24 protein-coding genes and 1 tRNA gene are annotated in these 26134 nt (G+C 37.0%); 8 read left to right on the top strand and 17 right to left on the bottom strand.

Features of this window, described 5'->3' with window-relative positions; genetic code table 11:
* Positions 1-20: 20 nt before the first annotated feature.
* From WC614_06740 to WC614_06705, 8 genes are all read right to left on the bottom strand, one after another.
* Complete coding sequence (locus tag WC614_06740) at positions 21-2183, bottom strand: urea transporter (protein ID MFA5032697.1); 2163 nt, start codon at positions 2181-2183, stop codon at positions 21-23.
* A 35-nt stretch (positions 2184-2218) separates the two neighbouring features.
* Positions 2219-3568 carry an alanine racemase gene (locus WC614_06735; protein MFA5032696.1) on the bottom strand — a complete coding sequence of 450 codons (1350 nt, stop codon included), beginning with the start codon at positions 3566-3568 and terminating at the stop codon, positions 2219-2221.
* 11 nt (positions 3569-3579) lie between these two features.
* Positions 3580-4686 carry an ATP-grasp domain-containing protein gene (locus tag WC614_06730; GenBank protein ID MFA5032695.1) on the bottom strand — a complete coding sequence of 369 codons (1107 nt, stop codon included), beginning with the start codon at positions 4684-4686 and terminating at the stop codon, positions 3580-3582.
* A gap of 1 nt (position 4687) precedes the next feature.
* Complete coding sequence (locus tag WC614_06725; GenBank protein ID MFA5032694.1) at positions 4688-4972, bottom strand: PqqD family protein; 285 nt, start codon at positions 4970-4972, stop codon at positions 4688-4690.
* Positions 4973-5092: 120 nt separating this feature from the next.
* Positions 5093-5536, bottom strand: coding sequence for a hypothetical protein (locus WC614_06720; GenBank protein MFA5032693.1), 444 nt, complete (start codon positions 5534-5536; stop codon positions 5093-5095).
* Between the two features lie 55 nt (positions 5537-5591).
* Positions 5592-6374 (bottom strand): hypothetical protein, encoded by a 783-nt coding sequence (locus WC614_06715; GenBank protein MFA5032692.1) that lies wholly within the window; start codon positions 6372-6374, stop codon positions 5592-5594.
* The gene (locus WC614_06710; GenBank protein ID MFA5032691.1) at positions 6374-7003 is read right to left on the bottom strand and encodes an Ig-like domain-containing protein; all 630 of its coding nucleotides are present in this window, start codon (positions 7001-7003) and stop codon (positions 6374-6376) included. The genes WC614_06715 and WC614_06710 overlap by 1 nt, the downstream gene beginning before the upstream one ends.
* A gap of 70 nt (positions 7004-7073) precedes the next feature.
* Positions 7074-8714: a T9SS type A sorting domain-containing protein gene (locus WC614_06705; GenBank protein ID MFA5032690.1), complete on the bottom strand. Its 1641-nt coding sequence runs from the start codon at positions 8712-8714 to the stop codon at positions 7074-7076.
* Positions 8715-9053: 339 nt separating this feature from the next.
* Between WC614_06705 and WC614_06700 the strand changes: the two genes are divergently transcribed.
* From WC614_06700 to nrdR, 8 genes are all read left to right on the top strand, one after another.
* Positions 9054-11444: a S8/S53 family peptidase gene (locus WC614_06700; GenBank protein ID MFA5032689.1), complete on the top strand. Its 2391-nt coding sequence runs from the start codon at positions 9054-9056 to the stop codon at positions 11442-11444.
* 316 nt (positions 11445-11760) lie between these two features.
* Positions 11761-12060, top strand: a complete 300-nt coding sequence (locus WC614_06695; protein MFA5032688.1) for a DUF3467 domain-containing protein — start codon at positions 11761-11763, stop codon at positions 12058-12060.
* A 3-nt stretch (positions 12061-12063) separates the two neighbouring features.
* A complete protein-coding gene (accB, locus tag WC614_06690; protein MFA5032687.1) occupies positions 12064-12585 on the top strand; it encodes an acetyl-CoA carboxylase biotin carboxyl carrier protein in 522 nt (173 codons plus the stop codon).
* On the top strand, positions 12579-13937 hold the full coding sequence (gene accC / locus WC614_06685) for an acetyl-CoA carboxylase biotin carboxylase subunit (GenBank protein ID MFA5032686.1): 1359 nt from the start codon (positions 12579-12581) through the stop codon (positions 13935-13937). Before accB ends, accC begins: the two co-directional genes overlap by 7 nt.
* A gap of 2 nt (positions 13938-13939) precedes the next feature.
* Complete coding sequence (holA, locus tag WC614_06680; protein ID MFA5032685.1) at positions 13940-14947, top strand: DNA polymerase III subunit delta; 1008 nt, start codon at positions 13940-13942, stop codon at positions 14945-14947.
* A complete protein-coding gene (locus tag WC614_06675) occupies positions 14938-17034 on the top strand; it encodes a T9SS type A sorting domain-containing protein (protein MFA5032684.1) in 2097 nt (698 codons plus the stop codon). The genes holA and WC614_06675 overlap by 10 nt, the downstream gene beginning before the upstream one ends.
* Complete coding sequence (locus WC614_06670; protein ID MFA5032683.1) at positions 17015-17143, top strand: hypothetical protein; 129 nt, start codon at positions 17015-17017, stop codon at positions 17141-17143. The genes WC614_06675 and WC614_06670 overlap by 20 nt, the downstream gene beginning before the upstream one ends.
* Entirely contained in the window at positions 17124-17579 is a 456-nt protein-coding gene (gene nrdR, locus WC614_06665) for a transcriptional regulator NrdR (protein ID MFA5032682.1), read from the top strand. Before WC614_06670 ends, nrdR begins: the two co-directional genes overlap by 20 nt.
* Positions 17580-17583: 4 nt before the next feature.
* Here the strand turns inward: nrdR and lnt are convergent, their stop codons facing one another.
* From lnt to WC614_06620, 9 genes are all read right to left on the bottom strand, one after another.
* Positions 17584-19068, bottom strand: coding sequence for an apolipoprotein N-acyltransferase (lnt, locus tag WC614_06660; protein MFA5032681.1), 1485 nt, complete (start codon positions 19066-19068; stop codon positions 17584-17586).
* The gene (locus WC614_06655) at positions 19058-19672 is read right to left on the bottom strand and encodes a methyltransferase domain-containing protein (protein MFA5032680.1); all 615 of its coding nucleotides are present in this window, start codon (positions 19670-19672) and stop codon (positions 19058-19060) included. The genes lnt and WC614_06655 overlap by 11 nt, the downstream gene beginning before the upstream one ends.
* 100 nt (positions 19673-19772) lie before the next feature.
* Positions 19773-19848, bottom strand: a tRNA-Pro gene (locus tag WC614_06650).
* A gap of 10 nt (positions 19849-19858) precedes the next feature.
* Positions 19859-20473, bottom strand: a complete 615-nt coding sequence (locus WC614_06645) for an XTP/dITP diphosphatase (protein ID MFA5032679.1) — start codon at positions 20471-20473, stop codon at positions 19859-19861.
* Between the two features lie 4 nt (positions 20474-20477).
* A complete protein-coding gene (locus tag WC614_06640) occupies positions 20478-20939 on the bottom strand; it encodes an SPOR domain-containing protein (protein MFA5032678.1) in 462 nt (153 codons plus the stop codon).
* Positions 20940-21027: 88 nt separating this feature from the next.
* Positions 21028-21600: an indolepyruvate oxidoreductase subunit beta gene (locus WC614_06635; protein MFA5032677.1), complete on the bottom strand. Its 573-nt coding sequence runs from the start codon at positions 21598-21600 to the stop codon at positions 21028-21030.
* Positions 21601-21635: 35 nt separating this feature from the next.
* Positions 21636-22100, bottom strand: a complete 465-nt coding sequence (locus WC614_06630; GenBank protein ID MFA5032676.1) for a hypothetical protein — start codon at positions 22098-22100, stop codon at positions 21636-21638.
* Positions 22094-23824, bottom strand: coding sequence for an indolepyruvate ferredoxin oxidoreductase subunit alpha (iorA, locus tag WC614_06625; protein MFA5032675.1), 1731 nt, complete (start codon positions 23822-23824; stop codon positions 22094-22096). The genes WC614_06630 and iorA overlap by 7 nt, the downstream gene beginning before the upstream one ends.
* A 103-nt stretch (positions 23825-23927) precedes the next feature.
* Positions 23928-25643 carry a glycosyltransferase family 39 protein gene (locus WC614_06620; GenBank protein ID MFA5032674.1) on the bottom strand — a complete coding sequence of 572 codons (1716 nt, stop codon included), beginning with the start codon at positions 25641-25643 and terminating at the stop codon, positions 23928-23930.
* Positions 25644-26134 lie beyond the last annotated feature (491 nt).

Genomic DNA, 26134 nt, shown 5'->3' with positions numbered 1-26134 from the left:
CAGCAGGCCGGAAGCTTGAATTACAATCTTTCTGCTTTTAGTTTAAGTTTGTCTTTTTCCATAAGTTCTAATTGGAGAATTCCTTTCTCTGGATTAAAGACGCAATGAGTTGTATATTTGGGGGATGCGCGTTTTCCGAATAAAACACTGATTGTACTTTCTATGTGTATATCTCCATTTGCTTCGTGAGTAGTCGTATACTTGCCGATAAGTTCAGGCGGTGGAATTATAAAACTGAAAAAGTTTATAAATGATTTTTGGAAACGAGAAAATAGTAAGTTTATAGGAAGTTTTTTGCTCCAGTTAATTGCTTTTTCTTCAACGTACGGGAATCTTGAAAAAGCTAAGTTTAATATATAAAGCGCCGTATTGCGTGTCCCTCTGAAATTCAATAGGTTAAAAACGCCATTATAGATTGTGAAATTCGAGATGTTTTCTTTGTTTGAGGTGATAGAAAAATTTCCCCATAAATCTACTTTTATAGCCCATTTTTCATCAAAAGTTTTCCCATCTTTTCCCGAATAATCCGTCACTTTAAACATATAAGTATTATTTAAATTAAATTTTAGCATATCCTGTAATTTCAATTGTGGTTTCAGAGATACCACAGTGTTATCTTTCCCGGGTATTCCCGAGTGCATAAAATCGGAAGTATTTTTAATTATGAAATTAACGATATTTGCTTTAATCGTAGGAGAGCCCGGTTCAGAAGTAGTTTGTAGTTGCAGGTGCAAATGAGGGATAGCTGAACGTCCCGAATTTCCGCAGTGCGCTATTATTTCGCCTGTTTTTACGTATTGTCCGATTACTACTTTAGCACTTCCTTTTTTTAAGTGACACAGCAATACAAATATGTTTGGGGCATATTGAAGGACAATTAAGTTCCCCCAGTTGTCTTTAGTGTTTATGTGATTTATCGGGTTATCCTCTATAGTGTTTATTATTTTAACTACAGTGCCGTTTATGGGTGCAATAACAGGTTTATCAAAACAATAGAAGTCTTTTTGTTCCCCGCCTGAATTTTTGAATTTTGATTTATTTTCGTCCAGCACTTCAAAATCCCAGGCATAAGCCCACTGCAATTTGTGAGTCGGTTCATCGTTGTATCCCTGTGTAACCGTCCATTCTCCATTAAAGGGGAGATAAACCGGGTATAATCCTTCTTCAGATATTTTCGTGATTTTTGAATAATAATACTCAAGGCTTTCTTCAGGGGTATTGGAGAAAAAATCAATAAGATAAGGGTGTAAATTTTTAGTTCGCAGTCTGAATGCATAGATTATGGTAAGGACGATAAAATTGAAAGGAATAGCTAAAACCGGGATGCTAAAAACATCAAATGCATTCTCAAGGGAAAGTCCTATAAATGCGCCTGCGCAGCTTGTAATAGTGGCGATTAGAAAGGATGAAACAGAAGGGACAAAAAATACTCCGCCTATGGCTATTGCGGTCAAAATGAAATTGAATCCTGCCAGTATAATTGATAATTCGTTGAAAGAAGTATTAAGCAGAAATAAGTAACCAAATGCAAATCCTATTAAAGAAAGGAGAAAAGAGATTCTTGAGTGTAACAGAATTGCCAGTGCAACAAGTATTCCCCCTATAATATTCGGCTGGAAAAAGATGCCGCCTATACTTTTGAGATATATGGAAAACCAGTTTTGTAAAGCCGGGTTCCAGTCAATTAGAACACGATGTGTGTGATGTAATAGTGACCCTTGAATTTCATTGTAAAACAGGCAGGTTAAAACAGCCATAATGACAAAAGGAACACTTAAAGAAGGTAAAGCCAATTGTGAACGAAAGAACTGAGATAGAGATATGGATAACATAGTTGTGATAATTGAACTTAAGATAATAAAAAACAATAAAAACAGCCAACTTTCACTTGCTATGCCCGGGTAGAAATAGCCTATTCCTAAAGATACGAGCAAACTGTTGAAGCTATTGAACCCTGAATTATCATTCGGGGTAGTAAAATTCAATAATCTTGTGATAAGAATGGCTGTAATTGTACCTATTGCTCCGCAAAGGCCTACAATAGGAGTATTCAAAGTCGCCAGCAATAATATGAGTCCAATCCAGCGGTTATTTGAGAACAGGATAATAGAATAAGAATGCAGGAAAGAATTAGTAATAGGTAGTAATAAATGAAGTTTTAAACTATTATCATTTTTATCCATAGCTAATGTGATGTGATTTATTATAAATTCGGATACTATGACAGATTCAGGTGTTTAGGCAATTTTTCTTTATGGAGTATGTCTTTCAAGGTTTCTTTTTCGCGTATTATTTCAACATCGCCGTTTACGGTAATAAGTACAACATTCGGACGATAAGTGATAAACTGCATCCACTGGGTCACATTGTATGCGCCTACAGGTGATATGATAACTGCATCTCCTATTTTTAAGTCAGGGAATCTTATTCCCTGTCTCATAACGTCAATATTCATACATAAGGGTCCATAGATTACCGTATTTTCTATTGTTCCCGTGATTGGTTGTGCAGGAGTAAATTTATGTTTATACCAGTTAGATGTGTAAAGTATATTAACGCCTGCATCCAGTATTAGCGCTTTTTGCCCATCAACAAGAGTTTTTTTACCTATAACGGAAGATACTAAATAACCTGCTTCGTCTATTAATGCTCTTCCTGTTTCAAGGAATAGAGTCGGCTGGTTTTTTCTGCAGAAAGGTGATTCGTTGAAAGCTTTTCCAACGGCTTCAGCATATTGTTCTATGTTGGGTGAAGCTATGTCTCCGGGTAAATATTGTTCACATAAGGTATTATTTGAAGCGATTCCGCCTCCGAGGTCTATGAATTGTACGGTAATTCCGAAATCAGTTTCAATATAACCGGCTAAATTAAGTAGTTTTGCAGCGGCTATGTAATAAGCGTTTGGTTCTAATATAAAAGTTCCTATATGTGTGTGTAACCCTATGAGTTCAAGTTTGTTTCCGGTTACGATTCTCTGAACTGCCCTGTATGCTTCTCTGTTTTCGTAATTGAAGCCAAATCTGCTCCATTGCGGGTAAATTCCGGTATCCATATTTACGCGGACTCCGACACGAGGTTTTTTGCCAAGTTCTACGGATATTTCTTCAAGTAAGAATAATTCATCCAGATGGTCAATATTTATAGTTGCCTCTTCAGAAACTGCTTTTAGTAAGTCATTTTTAGTTTTACTTGGTCCGTTGAATATAATTTTTTTCCCGGGGATTCCGAGTAATCGTGCTCTTTCGTATTCCATCCCGCTAACTACTTCTGCCCATGCGCCTTCCTGATGGAACGTTGCACAAATTGCCTGAAGATAATTTGTTTTGTATGACCATCCGAATTTGACATTAGGATAATGAAGGCTAAATGCTCTTTGTGCTTCTTTAAATTTCCATCGGATAGATTTTTCCGAGAATACAAATAAAGGAGACCCGTAGTTTTCAATTAGCGCTTTTATTGGGATTTCATCTATATTATCCTGGTAGGAAGGGACGCTGGTTGCGAATTTCCCTGGCGCGCCTGCAACTTTTCTCTCAATAGTCGGTGCGTAATAAGATTTTTTAGCCATAATTAGCCTCCTTAATTATCCATAAATTTACTTTTTCTTTTAGTTACAGGTTTTGTTCTTAAATCGTGTAGTTCTCCAATAGAGGTTAGTTCCCCCATTGTAGCAATGTCCAATATTATATCCTCACTATGCCTGACAAATATTTTGCCTACAGTATATTTTTTTAGAGGGGTAATTTTTTCTCCAAGTGCAAGTTTTACAAGTATTTCAGGAATATTTTGGCCTGCTCCTATAGCGAGACCTATCCATGCAGGAAGACGTGGATTTATTTCCAGCAAGTAATATTGTTTATCTTTATTGGATTTTAATATTTCGAGTTCCAAAGGACCACGCCATTTAAGGCTTTTCATTATATTTTTTGTAAATTTGTCCAATGTGGCATCTTTAATAACAACGGCAGCAAATCCTTTGCCTTTTTCGGTTACAACGGTTTTTTTGATAGGAATACTGCATACAATGTTTCCTTTTCCGTCTCCGATTGCGGATACGTTATATTCTTCGCCTGCAAGAAATTCCTGGATTATAATGGGTAATCCCCATTTGGCTCTCAGGGAGTTAAAATATTTTGTGATTTCTTCCGTATTATGGGCTTTATAAGCTTCGTAGAATCGCCCTTTTACCATAACGGGCAGTGTCATTTTTTCCGGAATTTTATAAGCTTGTGCGGTGTCATTTATGAGCAATACTTTAGGAGTTAATATGGCGAATTTTTCGTTTAATTTGCCGAGTTCGGTTTTATCCCGCATCATAAATTGTTCTCTTGTGGGGAGGTACATTTTTATACCATAGGATTTCAGTTTATTTTCGATGCTGATATAAGGCAATAATTCGGAGTCAAGTGTTGGGACAAGAACATCTATTTTTGTATGTACGGTCATTATGTATTCAAGCCTTGCCATTATTGCATCAGCGCCTTCCGAAGGGTAAGGCATTTCATAGACTTCATCCGCCATATCCGGTGCATAAATTCCGGATTCAAAAGAATCATAAACGAGACCTATTATTTTGCCCGTAAATCCTGCTTTCCTGAGAGACCTGATAACAGGGACTCCGGGTTGAGGGTTTTCGCCTGCATTCAAACCGGTTACTGCAATTACAAGTTCTTTTGGGATAGTCATTTTATTTTTTAAATTTTTTGACTAATTCTTTATCGGTTTCTTCATATAAACTGTATTGTTTTAATTTAACGATAAAAGAGTTATAATCTCTTTTTATCTGGTCTTCTACGACATCATAATTATCCATAATATGTTTAATTATTCCCGGTTCATCCATTCCTTTTTTTAAACAGCTCAGGATTTCCATACTAACTTCATTAACTGTGTAGCTGTGTCCGGTTTGCGGGTCAAATAAAAACCCATTTTCGCTCATAGCGAGTCTTTTGAAATTGTCATTAGTGCCCATAAACCCTCCTTACATCATATCAAAAATTAAAAATCCCCCGCTGAAGCGGGATAACAAACTCTAATGGTTAATCACCAAAGAGCTTGTAAAAATATTAAATATTTTTGTGCGATTTTTTTATCATTTGGATTTAGTTTCTGTATTTTTAATAGTATTAAAATATCCTGTCTGGTAGAAAGTAGCATCTTCGAGATGGTACCCTCTTTGTTGACACCAGTAGCAATCTTGTATTGTGCAGTCTTTTTTCTCTACTTTTTTACCCCATAGCGCTATTTCGTAAGATGAGCCGTATTGGGATGCGAGCTTGTTGTCAATCGCAAAAGCTTCTATGAAATTACCCTTTTTGATTTCTCTTGTTATATGGTGGCCTTCTTTTGTTGCATCTGTGACTGTTGCTGGGTATAAAGAAACTCCCAACCATTCGTTTTTATCAACAACGCCTGATACTAATATGCTGGCAGGAATGCCTTCTTTGTATTCAATAGTTACTTTTACAGAATTCTGGGCATAGGTTACAAATGAAGTAAAAAGCAAACAGCAAACAGCAATAGATTTTCTTAACATATTTTCCCCCTTTTTCTAATTAGATAGATATTTTGTATAAAAAGTTCCATAAATATTAAATGTTAATTTTTAATCCTATTGAACAGTAGATTATATCGTATATTTCGAAAACATCTTTTCCGCCAATAGCTATTAATTGGATTCTTTTATTGAAGTCATATTTAATTTTTCCTGAGATTTTCATCTTTTCTATATCGGGGCGGTTATTAATTATTAAGAGCCTATCATCTACGTTGTAAAACCCTTTTCCATAAGCTGCGTTTATTTCCATATTGAATTTTGTCCAGAAACTTCCATCATATAGTATATTTGAAGATACGGTAAGAGGGAAAGAAAAATACTTTTCTTTTTCTGCAATCGTGTAAGAAATTCCCGGCATAATCCATATTTTTTTATGGAGTAAGAATCTGAGTTCAGGATTGATCCGGTGTACGGCATAAGATATTTTACCGTCCCAATATTGTCTTGCATAGCAGGAGAATGCATATCCAAGTGTGTAAATTGGATTATAACCGTAAAGCAGACGGGTGCTGAGAGTCGTAGAGGTATTTTCGTATGAGTCAAATATATGGAATCCGACAACTCTTATTCCCGTTAAATGTAGTATTTCTCTGCTGTACCCCAGGGAGAACATATCTTGCCTGAAAACTTCTGGTTGCCAGTTTTCCGAGTAATTATCATAAGCGAATGAGAAATAGTTTTTTTTATAATCCATTGTCCAGTAAGTAGAAATTGAGTTGCCCGAGATATTCATTGATGTGTCCGTGAGCGCGCGAATATTACTGTGAGTAAAATAAAACTGTGGAGAGAGTAAGGTTATTAAAAAGTGGATAAACATTAATGCAGAACTCTTACGGTAACCATTGAGTTTGCCCAATTGTTACTTTGGTCATAAGCTTTTGCCAGTATGGTGTAGGAGTTGTTGGGTAGAGGCATAGTATCCCATAAATATGTAAAAGGCTTGGTTGTGGATGTGGACACAGAATCTCCGTTGACATAAAATACAACTTTTGATACATCTTTATTGTCCGACGTCTCGGTTTTAACTTCGACCGTACCGGTTACGGTAGCTCCGGATGCGGGTGTGGTTATCGCAATCATAGGTGATTCGGTATCTGTGGTATCCAAAAGATAGACGGTAACTACATCGGAAAGTCCGTAGTTGTCTTCATTGTCGTAAGCTTTGGCGAAGATAGTATGGGAATTTGTATTGCTGCTTACAGAGCAGAGAGAGGAATAGGGGGTAGTTGTGTCCGTTGAGAAAAGTTCACCGTCTATATAAAATTCAACTTTTTTAATTTTTATATTATCAATCGCTTCTGCTTTTATTACGAGAGTGTCTTCTATATATGTATTATTGGGTGGATAGGTTATGATTACTTCAGGAGATTCAGTATCTCTGCTTTTACAGCCTGTTAATAATACGACAAAGAAAACAACGGGCGAAAGAAAATAATGTTTAAACATTAAAGTGTAAAATATAAGAAAAATGGTTGTTTGTCAAGAGGGGAATTTTTTCAGAAGATGTATGCATTAGTTAGTCTAAAATAATCATTTTCTTAGTAAGGGTAATATCGTCAACTTTTAACTTATAGAAATATATACCCGAGGGGACTCTTTTATTCTGCGTATTCATTCTGTTCCATATAGCTGTGTAACTGCCGGGAGTTAAACTCCCATTAACTACTGTTTTCACTAAAATTCCGGTTTTATCATAAATATACAGTGAGACATAACTTTCCTTCGGTATCGTATACTCAATAGAAACTCCATATTTTGTTGGGTTTGGGTAACTTTGTTGTAATACTATACTTTTCGACGTTTCGATTTTTCGTTCCTCTACGGCGGCTAGTACAAAAAAGGAATCGGTGTTCCCGATAGAAGGCATACTTGTGGAATCAGAGTACAAAAAAGCCACATTTGATGGAGGCGGTAAATAGCCAAGGGAATCAGCGATAGCTTTTATTTCCTGCTTCTGCGTGCTGTCCAGAGTTTCCCACACTTTAGTAAAATAAGTTGCATAATAATAACAAAGTGCTCCATCCAGCTCCCCATACTTTTCAGATAAGTTCAACACCGTATCACTGTCAGCTTTTCCTCCTGTCATAAATTTTCTTAATTCTATAGATATGTCACGTCTTCTATCAACAATATGGTACAAAAATGAATCAACTTTCTGGGTATCTACCAGTCCTGTTACCAGAGGAGCTTGCGAACCATTAAGAACTTCCAGGAAAGCCTGTCCTGCAGTTGCCGTCAATTGTTCGTTTATACTGTAATTAGGATTACCCATAGCAGGCCAGTCTTTTAAGTAGAATCCCCCAAAGCAATCTCCCTGTCGTTCCGGACAAAAATAAACGTCCGCATCAACAGAACCTGCGTACCAACTGTACATTTCAGTCGCATAGGTCATTAAGCCTTGACCCACTTCACGAGGAAGATGTAAAGTGTCTACAGGATTTATAAGAGTGCTATCCCAATTACCTATCCCGCCCAAAGTTTTTAAATTATCCAGTGCTGCTTTTTGTCCGATTGTCATAGAATTTAAGATTTCTCCAAACAATTTTTCACGGTTATAACTGATTTGTCCGTCAATGCGGTATAATTGCCCCGAATACTTCATAACCACACTTTTATTCAATCCTTTACTGCCCACAGGCACGTCTCCATCTAAAAGACGACGGAAAGCCTTCATCATAGGAAATCTGAAATATGCATAGTCATTAATAAGACTTGCCTGGTTCTGGGCGCTTGCTATCAGAGTATTAATCTGTTCTGCGGTTAGAATATGGAGAACATTATTGGAAATGATTGTTACAAATGCCGTGTTGTGCCCCATACTTGTAGGGTCGTTGTCGCGCAGGGACTGGAATCCGGAGAAATCCGCTACTTTCCCCGGAGGAAGAAAAGACTGCGAACCTAAGCTTCCGGTAAGAAAAGCCAAACCATCAAAAGCGATTGTGTTTCTCTGGGCTCCATCCGAGAGAGTTTTGTCCATATTATACCCGGAATCTTTTGGTGCTTTCGCTTTCCGCTGAGCCGATAATCGGTATTGGTTCCCTAAACCTATACTTGTCTTTGGATATGATAGCGCATCAGAAACCGACGGTAATATAGCAACAAGTATATTTATGATACAAAGGAGTATTGAAAAATTATGATATGTTTTATATTTCATGCTTTCCCCTTTTATATTTTAGATACGAACAATGTCAAAAAAGTTCCAAGTTTTTGTTTTTATGCGATATTGAGGTATATAGATTGAAAGTTTGGATGTTGAAAAATAGAAAACACAAAAAAATATCACAAAATGACATAGCCACTTGACAAATTGTTAAAAAAGTATCATAAGTATAATATATTATTAAAAAATAATGATGAATCCAGCTATGCTGGATAAGTTGGGCTTCCGATAGCGGGATAGGAATCCCTAATCCCGCCATGGCGGGAAAGAGATTGACTATAATGCTTCCGCCTCAGGCGGATTGTAAAGTCCAACTAAAAAACAGGGGGTATAATGCGTAAAATAATGTCTATTGCGTTTTTATTAGTGATTTGTCCTATATTAGTAAATGCAGGAAAGACTACGATACTTACTCCTGCGAGTGCATATAAGCCTATGAAATTTGGCGGTACCAAGGGTGCTATTGACACTTTGCATCCTCAATGGGATGCTTTTAAGGTAGGCTGGTCGTATAAATATAGAGTAGAGTATGAGGCAACACAACTTACACCTGCGGCGGCATGTTCTGTTTTTGCGATATGCCACGGTGTATCTTCAAGGTATACGAATTCGTCAAAACAGTGCAGTGTTTTTATTTGGAGTAATGTAGTGGAAGCTCCCGGAGCAGTACTTTACAAAGCAAGAGTTACGGCTACATCTACTACAGCACAGCAGGTAAGTTATAATTGGTATAGTATAAATCCCCCAATATATGTAACAGGACCATTCTGGGTGGGAAATTACGAAATGGATACGCTTTATCCTACATCATCAGTAGATAGTATTCTTACCGTTGCAGGAACGAGTGGGTACAGGTCTAAAGACAGCGTAAACTGGTATGGTGAGAATGCAGATTATTATCATGCGGCAGCCGTGAATTATCTATCAGGAGGAGAAATTAGTGTGTCTCCTATTTCTCTGGCGTTTCAAATAGATAGTAGCTCAGCGAAAGGAACAACTTTATTAACCTCGACCGTTTGCAAAGCAAACATAGAAGATGAGGCTTATTGGAAAGACATAGTGCCCGGTGAAGTAATAATTGGATATAAGAATACTGTTGATGTAAAGAAAGCAACCTTAAGTCAGCTTGGAATTGCAGAAAAGTGCATAACCGTAAAGAATAAAGAGATGGGTGATAATTTTATCCTTGTTAAGGTAAACGGCAGCATAGAAGATGAAAAAACTTTTATAAAGAGTATGTTAGCGAGACCGAATGTAATTAGTGCAGAACCGAATGGTAGAACCAAGTCTTTCAAGAATCCTAACGACCCGTATTTTGCTTCATATCAATGGGACAAACGGAGTTTGAAGGCACCTGAAGCTTGGGAATATGGATGGGGAAGCGATGCCATTTCTTTAGCAATAGTTGACCAGGGGTCGCAGTACACTCTTTCCGATTTAAGTCCCAGGTATGGTACCGTTAAAGGACGCGATACATGGAATGATGACAGTGACCCTAAACCGAATGACCTAACAAATGAATATCACGGGACACATTGTTCGGGTATTGCGATGGCTACAATTAATAATAGTATAGGTATTGCCGGGATGTCAAATTCAAGACTTTATGCTGTCAGGGTTCAGGAAGCAGGTGGCGGAGACATTGCTGCAGAAGGTGACGGGATACAGTGGTGTATAGATAATGGGATTAAGATACTATCTATGAGTATGGGGTCGACTACTCCATATACGTATATTCAAACGAAATGTATCAATGCATGGAATGCGGGATGTTTGCTTTTTGGAGCAAGTGGAAATGACGGACATGAACCTGTTTCGTATCCCGCAGGTTTTAATGGAGTGCAGGCTGTAGGCGAAATAAACTCCTCCGACCAGCTTGATGCGTTGAGTAACTATGGGACTGCTATGAAGTTTGTTGCTCCCGGAATAGGTATTGCGTCTTATTTTCCTGACGGAAGCATTAACCAATTATCCGGGACCTCTATGGCATGTCCACAGGTTGCGGGTGGGGCAGCGCTTGTGTGGTCGGCGAATCCATCGTTAACAAATGCGGAAGTAAGAGATATACTGATTGCTACGGCGACAGATCTTGGAACTACTGGATGGGATAAGTATTATGGGCACGGAAAGCCAAATCTTCAAAAAGCAGTTGAATTGGCAATGAGTGGTGGCAGTCCCGCAGATACAGGAATATTAACCGTTTACAATTCATCTTCTGCAACCGGGGCTTTATATGTTACGGATATTACATATAAAGCAAGCTGGATTAAGTCAGTGTCTCCGAAGATTTTTAATGTCGCGATTGGTAGTTCCAATGGAGTTACTGTTATAGTTCAGGCATCACTTCCCAAGGGAACATATTATGATACCTTATTTATAAGATCAACGGATGCGGATAAAGATCCGTTAGCCGTACCGGTTACTCTTACTGTTGCTAACCCTGGGATTGAAGAAACAAAAGCCTCTGAATTTAATTTCAGGGTTTTGAGCAATCCGACTACGAAGTTTGTAGGTATTAGTTTTAATATTCCTGATGCCAAGAATGTTACATTAAAAATGTATGATGCAACCGGAAGAGAGGTAAAGACTCTTATTAATGATTCTAAGATGAGTGGCAGTTATAATTCAAAAATTGACATTAGGGCTCTGAGTTCAGGGATATATTTTGCCGTGTTACAGGTTGGGGATAGTCGGATAAGTAAGAAGGTTACGTTGGTAAGGTGAGAGGATAAATTAAAAATCAAAAATTAAATATCAAATATACATATAAACAAGTAAACAAGATATACCAAACAGACCTGCAAAAAAAATCGGTAGTCGAGCGGGTAGACAGTCCGGATTGACAGGATTAGACAGAGACTCCAGAGAAGAGAAAAAGATAAAGATTAATATAGTAAGATAGTCTAGATGGTTTAGAAAGTGTAGAAAGTAAAAGAAAGAATGATATCCTTCACTACGTTCAGGATAGCCAGTGCTAAAGTCTAAGGTCTGGCAAATTTTTGGTTGACAATAGGGATATAATATATTAGACTACAAAATAATGGAACCACAGCAACCAATTGGGCAACAAATTCAAGTAGAGCTTAGTGAAGAGTCGGGTCAGGGGACATATTCAAATTTAGCAATTGTCTCACATTCTCCTTCGGAATTTATTATTGATTTTACGAGAATTTTACCGGGACTTAAAAAAGCTAAAGTTTATTCAAGGATTATACTCACTCCTTCGCATGCAAAAGCTCTTATGCATACCTTAAAGGATAACATAGAAAAGTATGAAAAACAGTTTGGCGAAATAAAAATTAATATAGATGAACATAAAGAAGTAGGATTCAGGGGATAAAATATGCAACTAAACGAACTTAAGAAACTTATAAAAATGCTTGAGGAAAGTAATGTAGAGGAAATCGAAATAAAAGGCTTTTTAGGGAGAACTGTTCGCGTTACAAAGAAAAGAGCAGATACCAAAGTTGTCCAGGGAAGAGTAGAGAAAGAAGCCAAAGTCCCGGAAATACCTCAAATTAGTGCGGTAATCCCTGAGCCATTAGAAAAGGTAGAGATAGAACCAGTTATGACTCCTACGGCGCAGCCTGCACCTCAAGCGTCCAAAACTGCGGAACCGCAAAAAAACCTAGTTTCCATAAATGCACCTATTATAGGTACATTTTACCGTGCTTCTTCGCCCGGAGCGAAACCTTATATAGAGGTCGGAGATAGAGTTACCACCGGCAAGGTAGTGTGTATTCTTGAAGCAATGAAAGTAATGAATGAAATAGAGGCTGAAGTGTCCGGTGTAGTACGTGAAATACTCGTAGAAAATGGAAAGCCAGTTGAATATGGACAACCTTTATTTATGTTAGAATGCTGAAAAAAATACTTATTGCCAACCGTGGTGAAATTGCTATCAGAATTATCCGGGCCTGTAAGGAATTGGGTATAAAAACTGTAGCGATTTACTCGGAGCGTGATTCAAATTCTCTTCATACAAAATTTGCAGATGAATCGGTATGTGTAGGTCCTTCTTCGTCTGCATTATCCTATTTATCCATTCCGAATATAATCAGTGTATGTGAGCTAACGGGTGTAGATGGAGTGCATCCCGGGTATGGATTTTTAGCTGAAAGTGCTCGATTTGCGGAAATTTGTGAAGAAAATGGGTTTAAGTTCATAGGCCCTTCGCCGGATGCGATTATGGCATCGGGGGATAAAGTCAACGCTAAGAGAGTTGCGAAGGAACTCGGTATACCTGTTATTCCCGGGACTGCTGATCCTGTAAAATCCATAGAAGAAGCTTTTGAAATCGCAAACAATACGGGTTATCCCATTATAATAAAAGCGGCACTTGGTGGCGGTGGCAGGGGAATGAGAGTTGTAACCAATAGTGATGACTTACAAAAATTATTTTTAATGGCGAAACAAGAAGCCAAATTAGCATTTGGAGATGACAAAATATATATTGAAAAATATCTTGAAAATCCAAGACACATTGAAGTGCAGATTCTTGCGGCGGATGGAGAAGCTATATGGCTTGGTGAAAGGGAATGTTCTATCCAGAGAAGACATCAAAAATTAATAGAGGAAGCGCCTTCGCCTGTAGTCAATGATGCAGATCGCGTAAAGTTGGGCGCATATGCCGTTAAATTAGCTAAAGCAATTAATTACAGTTCAGCCGGGACTCTTGAGTTTTTGCGTGATAAACAGGGGAATTTTTATTTTATGGAAATAAATGCAAGAATCCAGGTTGAGCATCCCGTTACCGAGATGGTAACCGGGATTGATATTGTGAAAGAGCAATTAAAAATTGCAATGGAAAATAAATTAACTCTTAAACAATCGGACGTTAAAATTAAAGGGCATGCCATAGAATGTAGAATTAACGCAGAAGACCCGTTAAACGGATTCAGACCTTGTCCCGGTAAAATTAAAGCGCTTTATATACCCGGTGGACCCGGTATTCGTATAGAAACCCACATATACAGTGGGTATGACATACCTCCGGATTATGATTCTTTAATTGCCAAGCTTATTGCTTATGATGAAACTCGTTTTCAGTGTATAAAGAGATTGGAACGAGCGTTAAGCGAGTTTTTAGTCGAAGGTATTTATACTACTGTTGCATTTCACCAGAATATAATAAAAGAAAAAGATTTCATTGATGGTAACTTTGATGTTAATTTCATAGAGGAGCATAAAGCTAACTGGGATACTGTAAAAACTTAGAGATGATCTATACATCGAAGAAAAATCCCTACGAGTCTTACATAACCGAACTACAAAAAGAGATAAAACCCGCTTACCTGATTACAGGGGACGACGGTTTTTCAAAAACAAAATTTGTAGAATATATAGAAAAGCAGCTTGTAAAACCTGATTTTCGTTCTATAGACAGACTTCTTACTTACGGGGACGAAATTAATGAGGATATGCTTTCGTGGTTATGGCTTATGCCTTTCGGTTCTAAAAAACGTTTACTAATAGTTAGGGGAGCCGAAGTAATGCTTGAAAAAGAATATGCAGGAATTACATCTAAGATTCAATCTTATCTTGATAAACCATCATTTTCCGGGGTTCTGGTAATAGTTGCCGAGCCGCTGCCTAAGAATAAATTAAAGTACAAACCTAAAAAAGAATTATCATTTAGTAACATTACAACTTGTGAATTTAAAAAATTAGGTGGAAGTGATATAGGGGATACGATTAAAAGGAAACTTAGAAACGAAAAAGTTACAATGGAAAAAGAAGGGATAGGGCTTCTACAGGAGATTTTTGGGAATGATTTGAATATGTTAAGAACGGAAATAGATAAAATTATTAGTTTTGTTGCGCCTTCAAAAGAGATAAAGCTAAATGATGTAGAAGCGATGCAATCGTATAGTCTAGAAGGCTCGATATATAACTTAACTCGTTTAATAGGCAAAAGAGAACGAACCAAAGCAATAGAGACATTGGAATTATTGCTTAATTTAAGGGAAAAATCAGGTGGGGAGAAAGCGAATGGCGTTTTATGGGAAATTTATAAATATTTTGAGAACCTGTTAAAACTAAAGATTCATCCTGAAGAATGTAAGGGTGGTAAATTCTATTATATAAAAGGGGAAGCTAGTTTATGGGAAGAAGAGAGTTTAGTTAATGCACTTGCAAAGATATTTGATGCTGAATTTGCAATTAAAACAGGTAAAGGAGATCCTGATCTTGTAGTAACAAAATTAATATATAATTTATGCTCATAATATATTTTGTCGTTCAGTTAATGGGGTATTTTAAGCAAACTGACTGGAGTGGGGATTCCGGGCAAACTCAATGGGGAGATACTTCATCGTATTTTGATTTTAATTTAATAGACGGAAGAACTACGAAAGGGAATTTAAAATTATATACACCTTCGGGGATATGGAAAGCTTCAAAAGAACTGCCTATTTACCAGGTAAATGCCATTCAAACCGGGGATAATGGAATAATATATTTAGGTTGTGGAGTGGATAGCACAAGAGTAATTAAATTAGGAAACTACGGGGACAGTATTATATTTAATAAAGTGATTCAATCCGGTGGGAATCCGGGACAAGTATTATCAATGATAAAACTGTCAAATGGAAATCTTGTTATTGGAACTGAACGAGGAGATATATTCTTATTTCAAGATACAGTTGTTATAGGACATTTCCAACCAGGTTATAGGATTCAGACGTTATGTAAGGACAGTTGGATATATGCCGGGATGGAAACTGGAAAAATATACTGGTCAACGACTAATGGCGTGTTATGGAATTTAGGGGATACAAGTAGAATACCGGGGACAAATAGTATATATAATATTAAACCGTTTAACGGTTTTCTTTATGCGTGTACACAATCTTCAAGCGGGCAGGGACAGTTATACAAATCAGTAAATAATGGCAGGGATTGGATGATAGTAAACACTTTTACCGGTGTTGAGGCTGTTTATTCAATGGCAGAGGATTATGAACATAATTTATATGTTAGCACAGGGTATAGTGGAAAGATATTTAAGTCTTCTAATTCCGGGACTTCCTGGCAAGAAATACCGTCACCCTGGCAGACAGCTGACTTTTATTCTATTTTATGTGACTCTATAGGGGGAGTTTATGTTGCAGGACAATGTTTAGGAATGTCAAAAAGCGTTAAAGGAATGGCGTTTAGCACTAAAAATGACGGTGTAAATTGGGATACGGTTTTGGAATATCCGACAGGCGCATTACCCACAAGAGTACTTGCGATGACTCAATCAAATGAAGGTTTTATGGTTATAGGTGGGGACACGACTGTTTGTTTTGTTTCGGGGTATGCAGATTCAGGCTGGATAGTTTCTTCTGTTTATGATGCGTTTGATACTTTACCCAGAATAAATAACAGTCTAAAATTTATAAATATTCACTATACTTGTAATGCCGGAGATAGTATAAAAGTAAAGGTTCGATCATCTAAATATCCTGATTCCCTTGGTATTTGGGGTAACAATGTTTCTAACGATTCTAACCCTACAAAATATGGTGGGGCTAAAAATGGCGATAGATATATTCAATACAAAGTAAACTTAAAAACTAATAATGGTTATAAAAGTCCGAATTTGTCAGAAATTTACATAAAATATAGTATAGACATAGAAGAACCGATTATAGATTCTATTATTCTAAGCGACTCTTCCGTAAAATGGAATAGTTATGTGCTTATTTATTTTAATAAATATATTGATCGGTTTTCGGTTAATTCTTCCAATGTTGACAGTATTTTCAGATTAAATAATAACCATTCATGGAGAAGTGATACTGGAAGAGGCATTATAAAAGCTCCTGGGGAATGGATGACCTCTTCATTGTTAAAAATTCCTTTATCTACGTTAAGAATTGGTAGTGGCGAAGGATATTGTCCAACAATTACTCTGGGAGATACTGTGTATCCTGATTCTTCCGTCGTTAAAGATACTCTTGGAAATCCTTGTTTGCAACCTACAATTGTTAGTATTAGCGTAAAACCGGCAATAAGTGAGAATAATGAAAAATTATATCCGGAATTATCTATAACTCCGAATCCTTTCAACCAGTTATCAACAATAAGGTATAGTGTTCCTTTCAAAAGTAATGTTTCCATAAAGATATATAATTGTGTTGGACGCTTGTCAAAAGTTTTGCTTAATGAAGAAAAAGAAAAAGGAACATATTTTATGAGATTAGAAAATAATAATTTGACTAGAGGAATATATTTTGTTAAGTTCATGATGAATGATAAGATTATGGGTACAAAGAAAGTGATTTTAGTTTTCCCGAAAGGGAAAAAAAATGAAATGTCCATATTGTAGTTCCGAAGAGGATTATGTTGGACTTTACGACGAAGGAGCATTAGTCCAACTTATCCATTTTTTATGGGGTCCCGTTTACGGGGGAAAAAATGAAATGTCCATATTGTAGCTCCGAAGAGGACAAGGTTATCGATTCCAGAACGGGCAAAGATGGAAGCTCGGTCAGGAGACGAAGAGAATGCCTTAAGTGCAGCAAAAGATATACAACTCATGAGTACATAGAGAAAATTCCTCTTACGGTAATAAAAAGAGACGGCAGAAGAGAACCTTTTGACCGTCAGAAATTGATTCAGGGGATAAGTATAGCATCAAGCAAAAGGCCTATTTCCGTAGATACATTGGAACAACTTATAGATGAAGTGATATTGGCAATTGAAGATTTGGGGAAAAAGGAAGTGGAGTCTAAAATTATAGGCGAAGAAGTAATGAAAAGGCTTAAAAAATTGGATGATATAACATATATAAGATTTGCCTCTGTATACCGCTCCTTTAAAGACACCAGCGAATTTCTTGAAGAAGTGAAACATTTATTGAAAAACAGGTAATCTTCTAATTGTTTTTTGATTTTTGGGGGATACGTATTTTAGAATACAATATTAAGAAGACCATAATTATGACACACAGCCAGGCAAACCAATCACCGAATTTGGCGTAAAAAGTAAGCCCTTCGCGTAAAGATATATCTTCTATAATTACGCGTTGAGTAAAAATAGCGGTTCTTTGTTTTAATTCTCCGGTTGGTGTCACGAAATAGGAAATGCCCGTATTAGCGCATCTTATGATGGGAATGCGGTATTCTACTGCTCTTAGTATTCCCTGCTGGGCGTGTTGATATGGAGCTACGGTTCTTCCGAACCAGCAGTCATTCGTTATGTTTACAAGGAATTTTGCTCCTTCACGGACAAACCTTCTAGATACTCTGGGAAAGATTGATTCAAAGCAAATCAAAACTGAAAATGGTGTTTTATCGGGGAGTTCAAATATTTTATATTCGTTGCCCGGAGCGTAGTCACCCTGTCCAAAACCTAATTTTCTTAAACGGGGAAAAACATTATCAAAAGGTAATCTTTCGCCAAAGGGAACTAGATATTGTTTGTCATAAAATCCATTAAGTCCTGCGGGAGTCATCAGGAAAGAGGAGTTGTATACGTTATTGGGGGTGAATCTTCCGCTTCCAAACACTACAGGGATATTTAGTGAAGATACAAGTTTAGTTACATCCGTTTCCGTATTATCCAGATTAAAATATCCCGGCACTGCCGATTCAGGCCAAACGAGCAAATCGCATTTTCCTGCGGTTTTACTTAGTTTGTAAAGCACATTCATCCGATAATAAAAATCTTCACTTTGTCTTAATTCAGGCATAAAATTCGGTTGGATAATGCCTACTCTTAATTTTGTAGGATAAAAAATTGTTTTCAAGGAAACAATGCCTTGTAAATATATGATTCCCATGACGGCAAGCGATAAATAAATATATTTAATTTTACGTTTACTTATAGCGTAGAACAAAAGTGCATTTATGAGTAATATGAAAAATGTTATTCCTGGTAAACCGGCGAATTCTGCAGATTGAATAAGCGGAAGGTAAGAAATAATCGTATAACCCATACTGCCCCAGGGGAATCCTACGTCGTTAGTTAATGAACGTAAAAATTCTATAGCTGTCCATACAATCGGAATGAGGAGTACGCCTCTTTTATTTAAATGGCTTATGAGCCAGAGAGTTACTCCGAAAACCAATCCAAAATATATAAAAAGCAAAAAAACGCCCAACCACAACCATGCTTTTATTGGAGCATCAAGAAACAATATCCAGTAAAGCAATCCTGATGCAAATACCCCGCCCGATATGAAACTATATTTAAAAGCATTTCTGTGAGATTGAGGTGCATAAAGGCAGGCAAAGAGTAACGGTATGAAACTTACGAAAATAACAAAAGGTGCAAGATAAAAAGAAAAAAGTAGTAAAAAAGAAGTAAGCAAGCTCAGAGCTATACGAATTTTATTCGTAAGAAAAGAATTATTTATCATTTGTTTTTTTAGCAGATATAACCAGAACAAAACTACCTTCTGTTTTGCTGATAATTTTTGAACTTATGTCAAATTCTTGTACGGGTAACAATTCTTTAAAGTCTTTGGGCGAATAAAGTCCTATTTGTGAACCCGTGATTTTTTTTAAGAGTAATTTATGTGGAACGCTGAAAGCTGCTTTGCCGCAGGTTACTATAATGCAACGACCTTTTTGGTTTATAATATGTTTGATTTTTTCAACACCTTCATTTAGAGGAAAGAAGCAAAAGCTATAAAAAGATACTACCAAATCGTGTTTGCCTTCATAAGCAAGGAAATCTGCTTGCTTGAACTTTGCTATTTGGTTATATTTTTTATGAGCAAAACCAATCATATCGTTGGATTTATCGATACCCAATATTTCAGCGCCGGGATATATTTTACTGAGTGTTTTAGTCAGAACTCCTGCTCCACAGCCAACATCTAATATTGTTTGTGGGTGATGTATATCCTTTAGTCCCGTAAGTGTTTTTATAAGCGCATTAAGACTCTTTTTCCGCCATAATAAAAGAGGTGGCAGCTTAAAAGCCAGTTCATACAAAGACGGAAAGCTATAATAATGCATTAATTGAATTTATATGGGAAAAAATAAAAATCAAGATAAAATAATTAAGGGGGAGGGAATTTTCCTGTATTCGTGCTTTTGGTGTAAGGATGATATTTTTTGGTCGGGGAGACAGGACTCGAACCTGCGACCCCATGGTCCCAAACCATGTGCGCTACCAACTGCGCTACTCCCCGACTTATTAATTTAACAACCTACCTGTCCCGCCAAGGCGGGATAATTTTCGAGATATTTTTTTGCCTTAACTATTGCCCTTCCACGATGCGAAATCTTATTTTTTTCTTCGGAACTCATTTCCGCCATAGTTTTCCCTATTTCCGGCACAAAGAATATCGCATCATAGCCAAACCCGGAATTTCCGCGTTCATCTTCCGTTATGTACCCATCAACGGTGCCTTCAAAAGTTTTTGTTTCTTTTTCTAACCCGGAAACCGCTATTATGCATCTGAATTTCGCTTTTCTTTCTTCTAATTTTTTACCGGTAAGTTCGTTTAATAATTTTTTTCTATTATCTTCATAACTTACATTTTCACCGGCAAATCTTGATGAATAGACACCCGGTGCTCCATTGAGTGCATCTACTTCAAGACCTGTGTCATCTGCAATCGTTAACATTTTTTTTATTTCAAACCCAAATTCTGATTTTTTAATTGCATTTTCTTCTATAGTTTTTCCGTCTTCTTCGGGTAAATCAATATTTCCAAGGCTTACAAATTCTACATTCAGGGAATCCAGTATTGCCGTAATTTCTTTGAACTTATCTTTATTATTGGTTGCTACAAGTAGTTTTTGTTTCTCCACTAAATTAATGCGTTATGAAGATAGTCGTGAATCCCTGGGAAATAAAAGTTTTCTTTGCAGCTTTTGCCGATTTTAGTGTAGTATAGTTTTGAGCTCCTACTTTCCAGTAAGAATTTATATTTTCCATATAAAAAATATCTCCATATTGTGTTTTTAAAAGGTTATATAATTTTTCTGCATTTTCTTTTATATTAAATGCGCCAAATTGTATTCTGATAGTTCCTGTCCGGGATACTTCTTGCGTTTTTACAGGTTCTTCTTTTACTACCGGTTGAGCTATCTCGGTTGCCGATGGAGTTATGTCTTTTACTACCGTAACGGTTTCAACGTTTGTTTTTGTTACTGCTACCGTTTCAACTTCAGCAGGCATATCCGTAATTAAGATGGTATCTATTGTTGTTGATGCCATTGTTAAACCCGTGGAAATACATATTGTAAAAAACGTTATTCCTATATTTTTATACATAGATTCCCCCTCTTTTATTAGCATACACTATAAAAAAACATTCTCTTATGTCAAGCAAAAAAGTAAATAAGTTTAGCTTTGGATTTGTTTAACTGTTATAGCCTAATTCAAAAGCCTTGAGGTTTATATCAATTATTTTTGGAGGAAAGTGTTCTTTGATAGTTTTAATCCAGCATTCTTTAGGGAAATCGAGTCTTTTTGCAAGCGCGCCAAGAAGGATGACATTTACTGTTTTGGAGTTCCCTATTTCCTTTGCCAGTTCCAATCCATTTATCAAGAACATTTCTTTTGAGTGTTTTTTTATTTCTTCGGGAATATTTTCGGGATATTTATCTATACCTGTTGATACGGAGAACGGGGGCAATTTATAATTATTTACAATGCATACTCCCGATTTTTTCAGGAATTTTATTTGCCGGAGGGTTTCCAATATTTCAAAAGAAAGTATAAAATCGGCTTCGTTTTCTCCTATAATGGGAGAGTAAATTTTTACCCCGAATCTGACTATAGAAACGACTGCACCTCCGCGTTGAGCCATACCGTGGACTTCACTTTTTTTCGCATCAAGTCCTGCTTCAATTGCTACTTTGCCGAGTAAATCAGAGGCAAGAAGTATTCCCTGCCCGCCTACTCCGCATATAAGAACGCTTGTTTCTTTCATATAAAGTATTGGGTCAAGTGACCCAATCTACCCTTTTATTCAAGTTTTAAGTTTATTATATAGAAATGAACACCGACAAATGGTCCAAAGTGTAATCCTCCTGTATCCCCGCATAGTCCTACACCAAGTGTTACGGATAAAGGAAATATATCGGATACCGGATAATATTCTATTTCCCCAAAGACTTCGGCTACCGGTTTCATAGTGCTGTCATTTTTTATGCCTGCGCCACCACCTAAAAGATAATTCACCTTAAATGTAGGCGAACCGGCATCTTCCGGTTTATAATTAGCTTCCGTGTTGGCTATCTTGAAAGAGGCGCTTACGCTTGCCGACAGTGTGCTTTCCATTTTAGGGAACTTTAACGACATATTTCCGGCTGTTGCCTGTAGAGCTACTTTTTGGGTAACATAAGTTCGAAATGTTATAAATCCCGTGGGATATGCTCCTAAACCGAGCGCAAGTTTGTCCGCGTTTATAAGTAAAAGTAGAATTAACATTTTGGTTCCTGTGAGATTGATTTTTTTACGCACACCTGTTGGCATAAACCGCAACCGGTGCATAGTATAGGGTCTATATAAGCTTTATTGTCTTTTAATGTTAATGCCGGGCATCCCAAATTTATACACAATTTACAGCCTGTGCAGACGTCGTTGTTTACTTTCATTACGAATTGTGGTTTTATTCTTAAAACGCAATCCCGTCTTGCTATGATAACCGAAGGTTCGGGAATGGCGATTTCTCTTTTTAGAATAGTTTTTAATTCATCTAAGTTATACGGGTCTACTATGAAAACCCTTTTTACGCCACAACCTTTAACGAGTTCTTCTATTGATACCTTTCTTGCGGGTTCTTCTCTTGCGGTTTGACCCGTTCCCGGGTGTTGTTGGTGCCCGGTCATTGCGGTGATAAGGTTGTCAAGGATCAAAACAGTAGTGCATCCGTTATTATAGACAAGATTTATAAGCGCAGGTACTCCCGTATGGAAGAAAGTAGAGTCTCCGATTACCGCAACAAGTTTGGTTTTATCTTCCGGGATAGATGCTCTTTCAATTCCGTAAGCATTGCTTATGGAAGCGCCCATACAGACACAGGTTTCCAGAGCGTTTAACGGCGGAAATGCGCCAAGAGTATAACATCCGATATCTCCCATAGCGTGAAGTTTTAATTTATTTATCGTGTAGAAAGCGCCTCTGTGTGGGCATCCGGGACAAAGCACCGGAGGTCTTTTAGGAATTTTTACCGTTAATTCGGTTGGTTTTGGAGTGCTTATATCAAAACTTTTTCTAAGCACAGCTTGAGTAAGTTCTCCGCAGATTGGGATTTTATCTTTTCCCGTTACCTGTATTCCTAATATTTTTATGTTATTTTCGAGAAACGGGTCATTTTCTTCTATTACGTATATTTTTTTCACTTTACCTGCAAATTCTTTTATAAGTTTGATTGGCAGGGGATATGTCATTGACAATTTAAGGAATGATGCATCCGGGAAAACTTCTTTAGCGTATTGATAAGATATGCCTGAAGTAATGATACCGATTGAGGTATCGTTTATTTCCATAAGATTTTTATTAAGTTGTTCGTTATAAGCCTGAAGTTTGAGAAGCCTGTTTTCTACGATAGGATGCCAGCGTCGGGCATTAGACGGCAGGCAAAGGAACTTTGAAACATTCGGCACATAGCCTTTTATTGGATGATTGATTTTATCTTCAAGTGTTACGGGTGTGCTTGAGTGACATATTCTTGTGGTCATTCTGAAGAGAAGAGGCGTGTCGAACTCTTCCGATATGTCAAACCCAAGTTTTATTAAATCTTTTGTTTCCTGTGAATCCGAAGGTTCGAGCATAGGTATTTTAGCCATAAGCGCATACCATCGGTTATCCTGTTCGTTCTGGGAAGACCACATACCCGGGTCATCTGCAGAAACGACTATAAATCCTCCGTTTACTCCTTCGTAGCTGACGGTAAAGAGTGGGTCAGCGGCAACGTTGAGTCCGACGTGCTTCATAGCGACGAGTGTTCTTGCACCGGCGAATGAAGCGCCTACTGCGACCTCAAAAGCAACTTTCTCGTTAGTGGCCCATTCAACATAAATGTCTTTGTATTTTCTAAGATTTTCAAGTATTTCGGTTGAAGGCGTGCCGGGGTATGCGGTGGCGATATTGCAACCTGCTTCGTATGCCCCGCGGGCGACAGCTTCGTTACCTGAAAGCAAAACTTTCATAATACTGGGAACTTATATTTATTTGTAAATCTGTCAAGCTTCTTTTTCAGGGTAATTAAAAAAAATGGAAAAAGTTAGTGTTAATAAAGTAATTTTTTAAACCTTAGTGCGTATATGGAACTACCTGCCAGTTATTTCCGTTGTTGAGATATTCAAACAAGTAAATTTTCCTATTGGTATATAGTTTTATGAGTTTAGCGTTATTTTTACTTTCCAAATCTTCCGCATACAGAATGTCGCTATTTTCAATTATGGCATCATTCCTGCAGATTACGGATAAATAATTATACCTTCTAAGCGTTACAGTTTTTTCATCGCTGCCCACAGGGTCTTTGATAAAAACTATTGCATTATGGATATTTCGGTTAGTTACTTCATTATAACAGTTATTGTTTGTGCCCCATACTTTGAACACTTTAGTCGCATTCGGTATATAAGAAAAAATACCTATTAAAAATAATAACGTAACCACTGCTCGTATGTTCGGTTTAGCTAAAGATTCAAGCTTTACGGCAGTAATAATTACTAACAAAGGTATGATTTCGTAATAATAATGAGGACCTGTCGGAGTGTTTCCGTGCGCCCAGAAAAATCCCATAAATATTATGGAAAGTCCGATTATGCCCATAAATATCCACTCAAAACCTGTCTTTTTACTTTTACATATCCATAAAGCTACAAATACAAGGGATAACAACGGCCAACCGAATAGATGTAACGAAATTGTAAAAACGTTATACATTAAATTTACGATAGCTTTTAGCAAAGAATGCCCTTCCATATTAACGGATAGAGAGCCAATATCCGTGCCAAAACCTGCAATATTTAATTTAGCGAATTCGCACAAAGAATAACCGTAATGTAGAGGGTGTCCGGTCAGGGTGAAATTATCATACAACTGGAAAACCAATAACGGCAGGAATCCCGTGACAAATAAAACAGCCATTCCCTTGTTTAATTGTTTTTTGTGTTCCATTATAATAATAAATATCAGCGAGGACAGGAAAAAAGCAAAAGGCAATGTTGGTCTTGATAAAAAAGCAATGCTTATGACGAATCCTGATAATAAAGCCAGATACCATTGGGACTTTTTATTAAAAAGTTTTATGATTAAAAACAATCCGAGTAATGAGAACAATGTGCTTGAGTTCTGGTTTAGGAATGATGCAGAGAAGAACAAAAATGCAGGGGATAAAAGCAGGAATACTGCTCCCGTGCGGGCGGTAAAAGGTGTATATAAGTTTTTAAGCAAGAAATATAAAACCAGTAATAAAAGAGCGCCTATTAAAGGGCAAATTATCCAGGGGGCTTTGATTAGAAATCCTAAAAGCAGAAGAAACGGGTGTCCCGGAGCGGGCATAGAAAAGAATCTGCCATTATTATTAATCATATTGAAACCGTCAAAAAATTCTGGATATACCTGAGAAGGTACCCATCTTTTACCCGTTAAGAATATTTGAGCCTGTTTATATACGGCGGTGTCATCTTCTTTTGGGTAGTGGTTATAACATTTCCAGGATATTAAATTTGCAGCCAATAGGGATAGCAAAACAATTCCGATAAGGAAATGAGGTTCTTTTATTTTCATAATGGGATTTTTGTAGTCCAGAATTTTTCTGAGAGGAGCAATAAAATAGAGAATAACGGCAACGGGAAGAAGCAGGATTATATGTTTTAGTTGTTCAAGATAAAAAGCAATTATTATATGATTTAAGAATGAGAATTTTTTTATTAAGATTGGAATAATTGTATATATGGAGAAAGAGATGAGTGTAACCAGTAGTATTACGAGTATGTTTTTGGATAGACTTTTTTTCATAATCTATCGGTAATAGTATTTTTTAAGTTAAGTTTGTCAAATTAAAAATACGTAGTACATAGGTAGTCAGGGATTGGCGTTACCGTTTTATATTATCAACTTAGACAAAAAGTGACCTTAAAAGGTCGCGCTACGTTCACTTTTATTTAGTCGGGGCAGTTGTCCAGCCCTGCAAAGCCGGATTAAAGCTCCGCTCTACCTTATTAATTATTATCTGTTTTTTATCTATTGAATTCTCTTTTAATCACTGTTAATTAAAATCTATGTAAATCTTTTCCAAATCTGCGTTCCCAAATTTTTTGTTTAGTGTAATTTTGTGTTTAGTTAGAGTTCGTGATCCGCCTCAGGCGGAACGTTACTCTAAATTATCCAGCTTTGCTGGGCTTAGTGCCTTTGTGGTAGAAAGTCCTTGGAGCTTTAGCCCTTAGGAATTTCTATCCTGAGCTTGCGAAGGGCAAGCCTTTTGTTTTTTTCTGTTCCATCCTTGTTAA

It is taken from the genome of bacterium (genome assembly GCA_041649255.1).
Classification (GTDB): Bacteria; Hydrothermota; UBA3073; order JACQXS01; family JAQTXJ01; genus JAQTXJ01.
The sequence above is the reverse complement of the archived record's forward strand: the minus strand, read 5'-3'. Positions and strand labels throughout refer to the sequence as shown.

Bases quoted from the DNA above. Each gene is read 5' to 3' on its own strand.
- WC614_06740 (MFA5032697.1), bottom strand. From the start codon at position 2,183: ATGGATAAAAATGATAATAGTTTAAAACTTCATTTATTACTACCTATT.
- WC614_06735 (MFA5032696.1), bottom strand. From the start codon at position 3,568: ATGGCTAAAAAATCTTATTACGCACCGACTATTGAGAGAAAAGTTGCA.
- WC614_06730 (MFA5032695.1), bottom strand. From the start codon at position 4,686: ATGACTATCCCAAAAGAACTTGTAATTGCAGTAACCGGTTTGAATGCA.
- WC614_06725 (MFA5032694.1), bottom strand. From the start codon at position 4,972: ATGGGCACTAATGACAATTTCAAAAGACTCGCTATGAGCGAAAATGGG.
- WC614_06720 (MFA5032693.1), bottom strand. From the start codon at position 5,536: ATGTTAAGAAAATCTATTGCTGTTTGCTGTTTGCTTTTTACTTCATTT.
- WC614_06715 (MFA5032692.1), bottom strand. From the start codon at position 6,374: ATGTTTATCCACTTTTTAATAACCTTACTCTCTCCACAGTTTTATTTT.
- WC614_06710 (MFA5032691.1), bottom strand. From the start codon at position 7,003: ATGTTTAAACATTATTTTCTTTCGCCCGTTGTTTTCTTTGTCGTATTA.
- WC614_06705 (MFA5032690.1), bottom strand. From the start codon at position 8,714: ATGAAATATAAAACATATCATAATTTTTCAATACTCCTTTGTATCATA.
- WC614_06700 (MFA5032689.1), top strand. From the start codon at position 9,054: ATGCGTAAAATAATGTCTATTGCGTTTTTATTAGTGATTTGTCCTATA.
- WC614_06695 (MFA5032688.1), top strand. From the start codon at position 11,761: ATGGAACCACAGCAACCAATTGGGCAACAAATTCAAGTAGAGCTTAGT.
- accB (MFA5032687.1), top strand. From the start codon at position 12,064: ATGCAACTAAACGAACTTAAGAAACTTATAAAAATGCTTGAGGAAAGT.
- accC (MFA5032686.1), top strand. From the start codon at position 12,579: ATGCTGAAAAAAATACTTATTGCCAACCGTGGTGAAATTGCTATCAGA.
- holA (MFA5032685.1), top strand. From the start codon at position 13,940: ATGATCTATACATCGAAGAAAAATCCCTACGAGTCTTACATAACCGAA.
- WC614_06675 (MFA5032684.1), top strand. From the start codon at position 14,938: ATGCTCATAATATATTTTGTCGTTCAGTTAATGGGGTATTTTAAGCAA.
- WC614_06670 (MFA5032683.1), top strand. From the start codon at position 17,015: ATGAAATGTCCATATTGTAGTTCCGAAGAGGATTATGTTGGACTTTAC.
- nrdR (MFA5032682.1), top strand. From the start codon at position 17,124: ATGAAATGTCCATATTGTAGCTCCGAAGAGGACAAGGTTATCGATTCC.
- lnt (MFA5032681.1), bottom strand. From the start codon at position 19,068: ATGATAAATAATTCTTTTCTTACGAATAAAATTCGTATAGCTCTGAGC.
- WC614_06655 (MFA5032680.1), bottom strand. From the start codon at position 19,672: ATGCATTATTATAGCTTTCCGTCTTTGTATGAACTGGCTTTTAAGCTG.
- WC614_06640 (MFA5032678.1), bottom strand. From the start codon at position 20,939: ATGTATAAAAATATAGGAATAACGTTTTTTACAATATGTATTTCCACG.
- WC614_06635 (MFA5032677.1), bottom strand. From the start codon at position 21,600: ATGAAAGAAACAAGCGTTCTTATATGCGGAGTAGGCGGGCAGGGAATA.
- WC614_06630 (MFA5032676.1), bottom strand. From the start codon at position 22,100: ATGTTAATTCTACTTTTACTTATAAACGCGGACAAACTTGCGCTCGGT.
- iorA (MFA5032675.1), bottom strand. From the start codon at position 23,824: ATGAAAGTTTTGCTTTCAGGTAACGAAGCTGTCGCCCGCGGGGCATAC.
- WC614_06620 (MFA5032674.1), bottom strand. From the start codon at position 25,643: ATGAAAAAAAGTCTATCCAAAAACATACTCGTAATACTACTGGTTACA.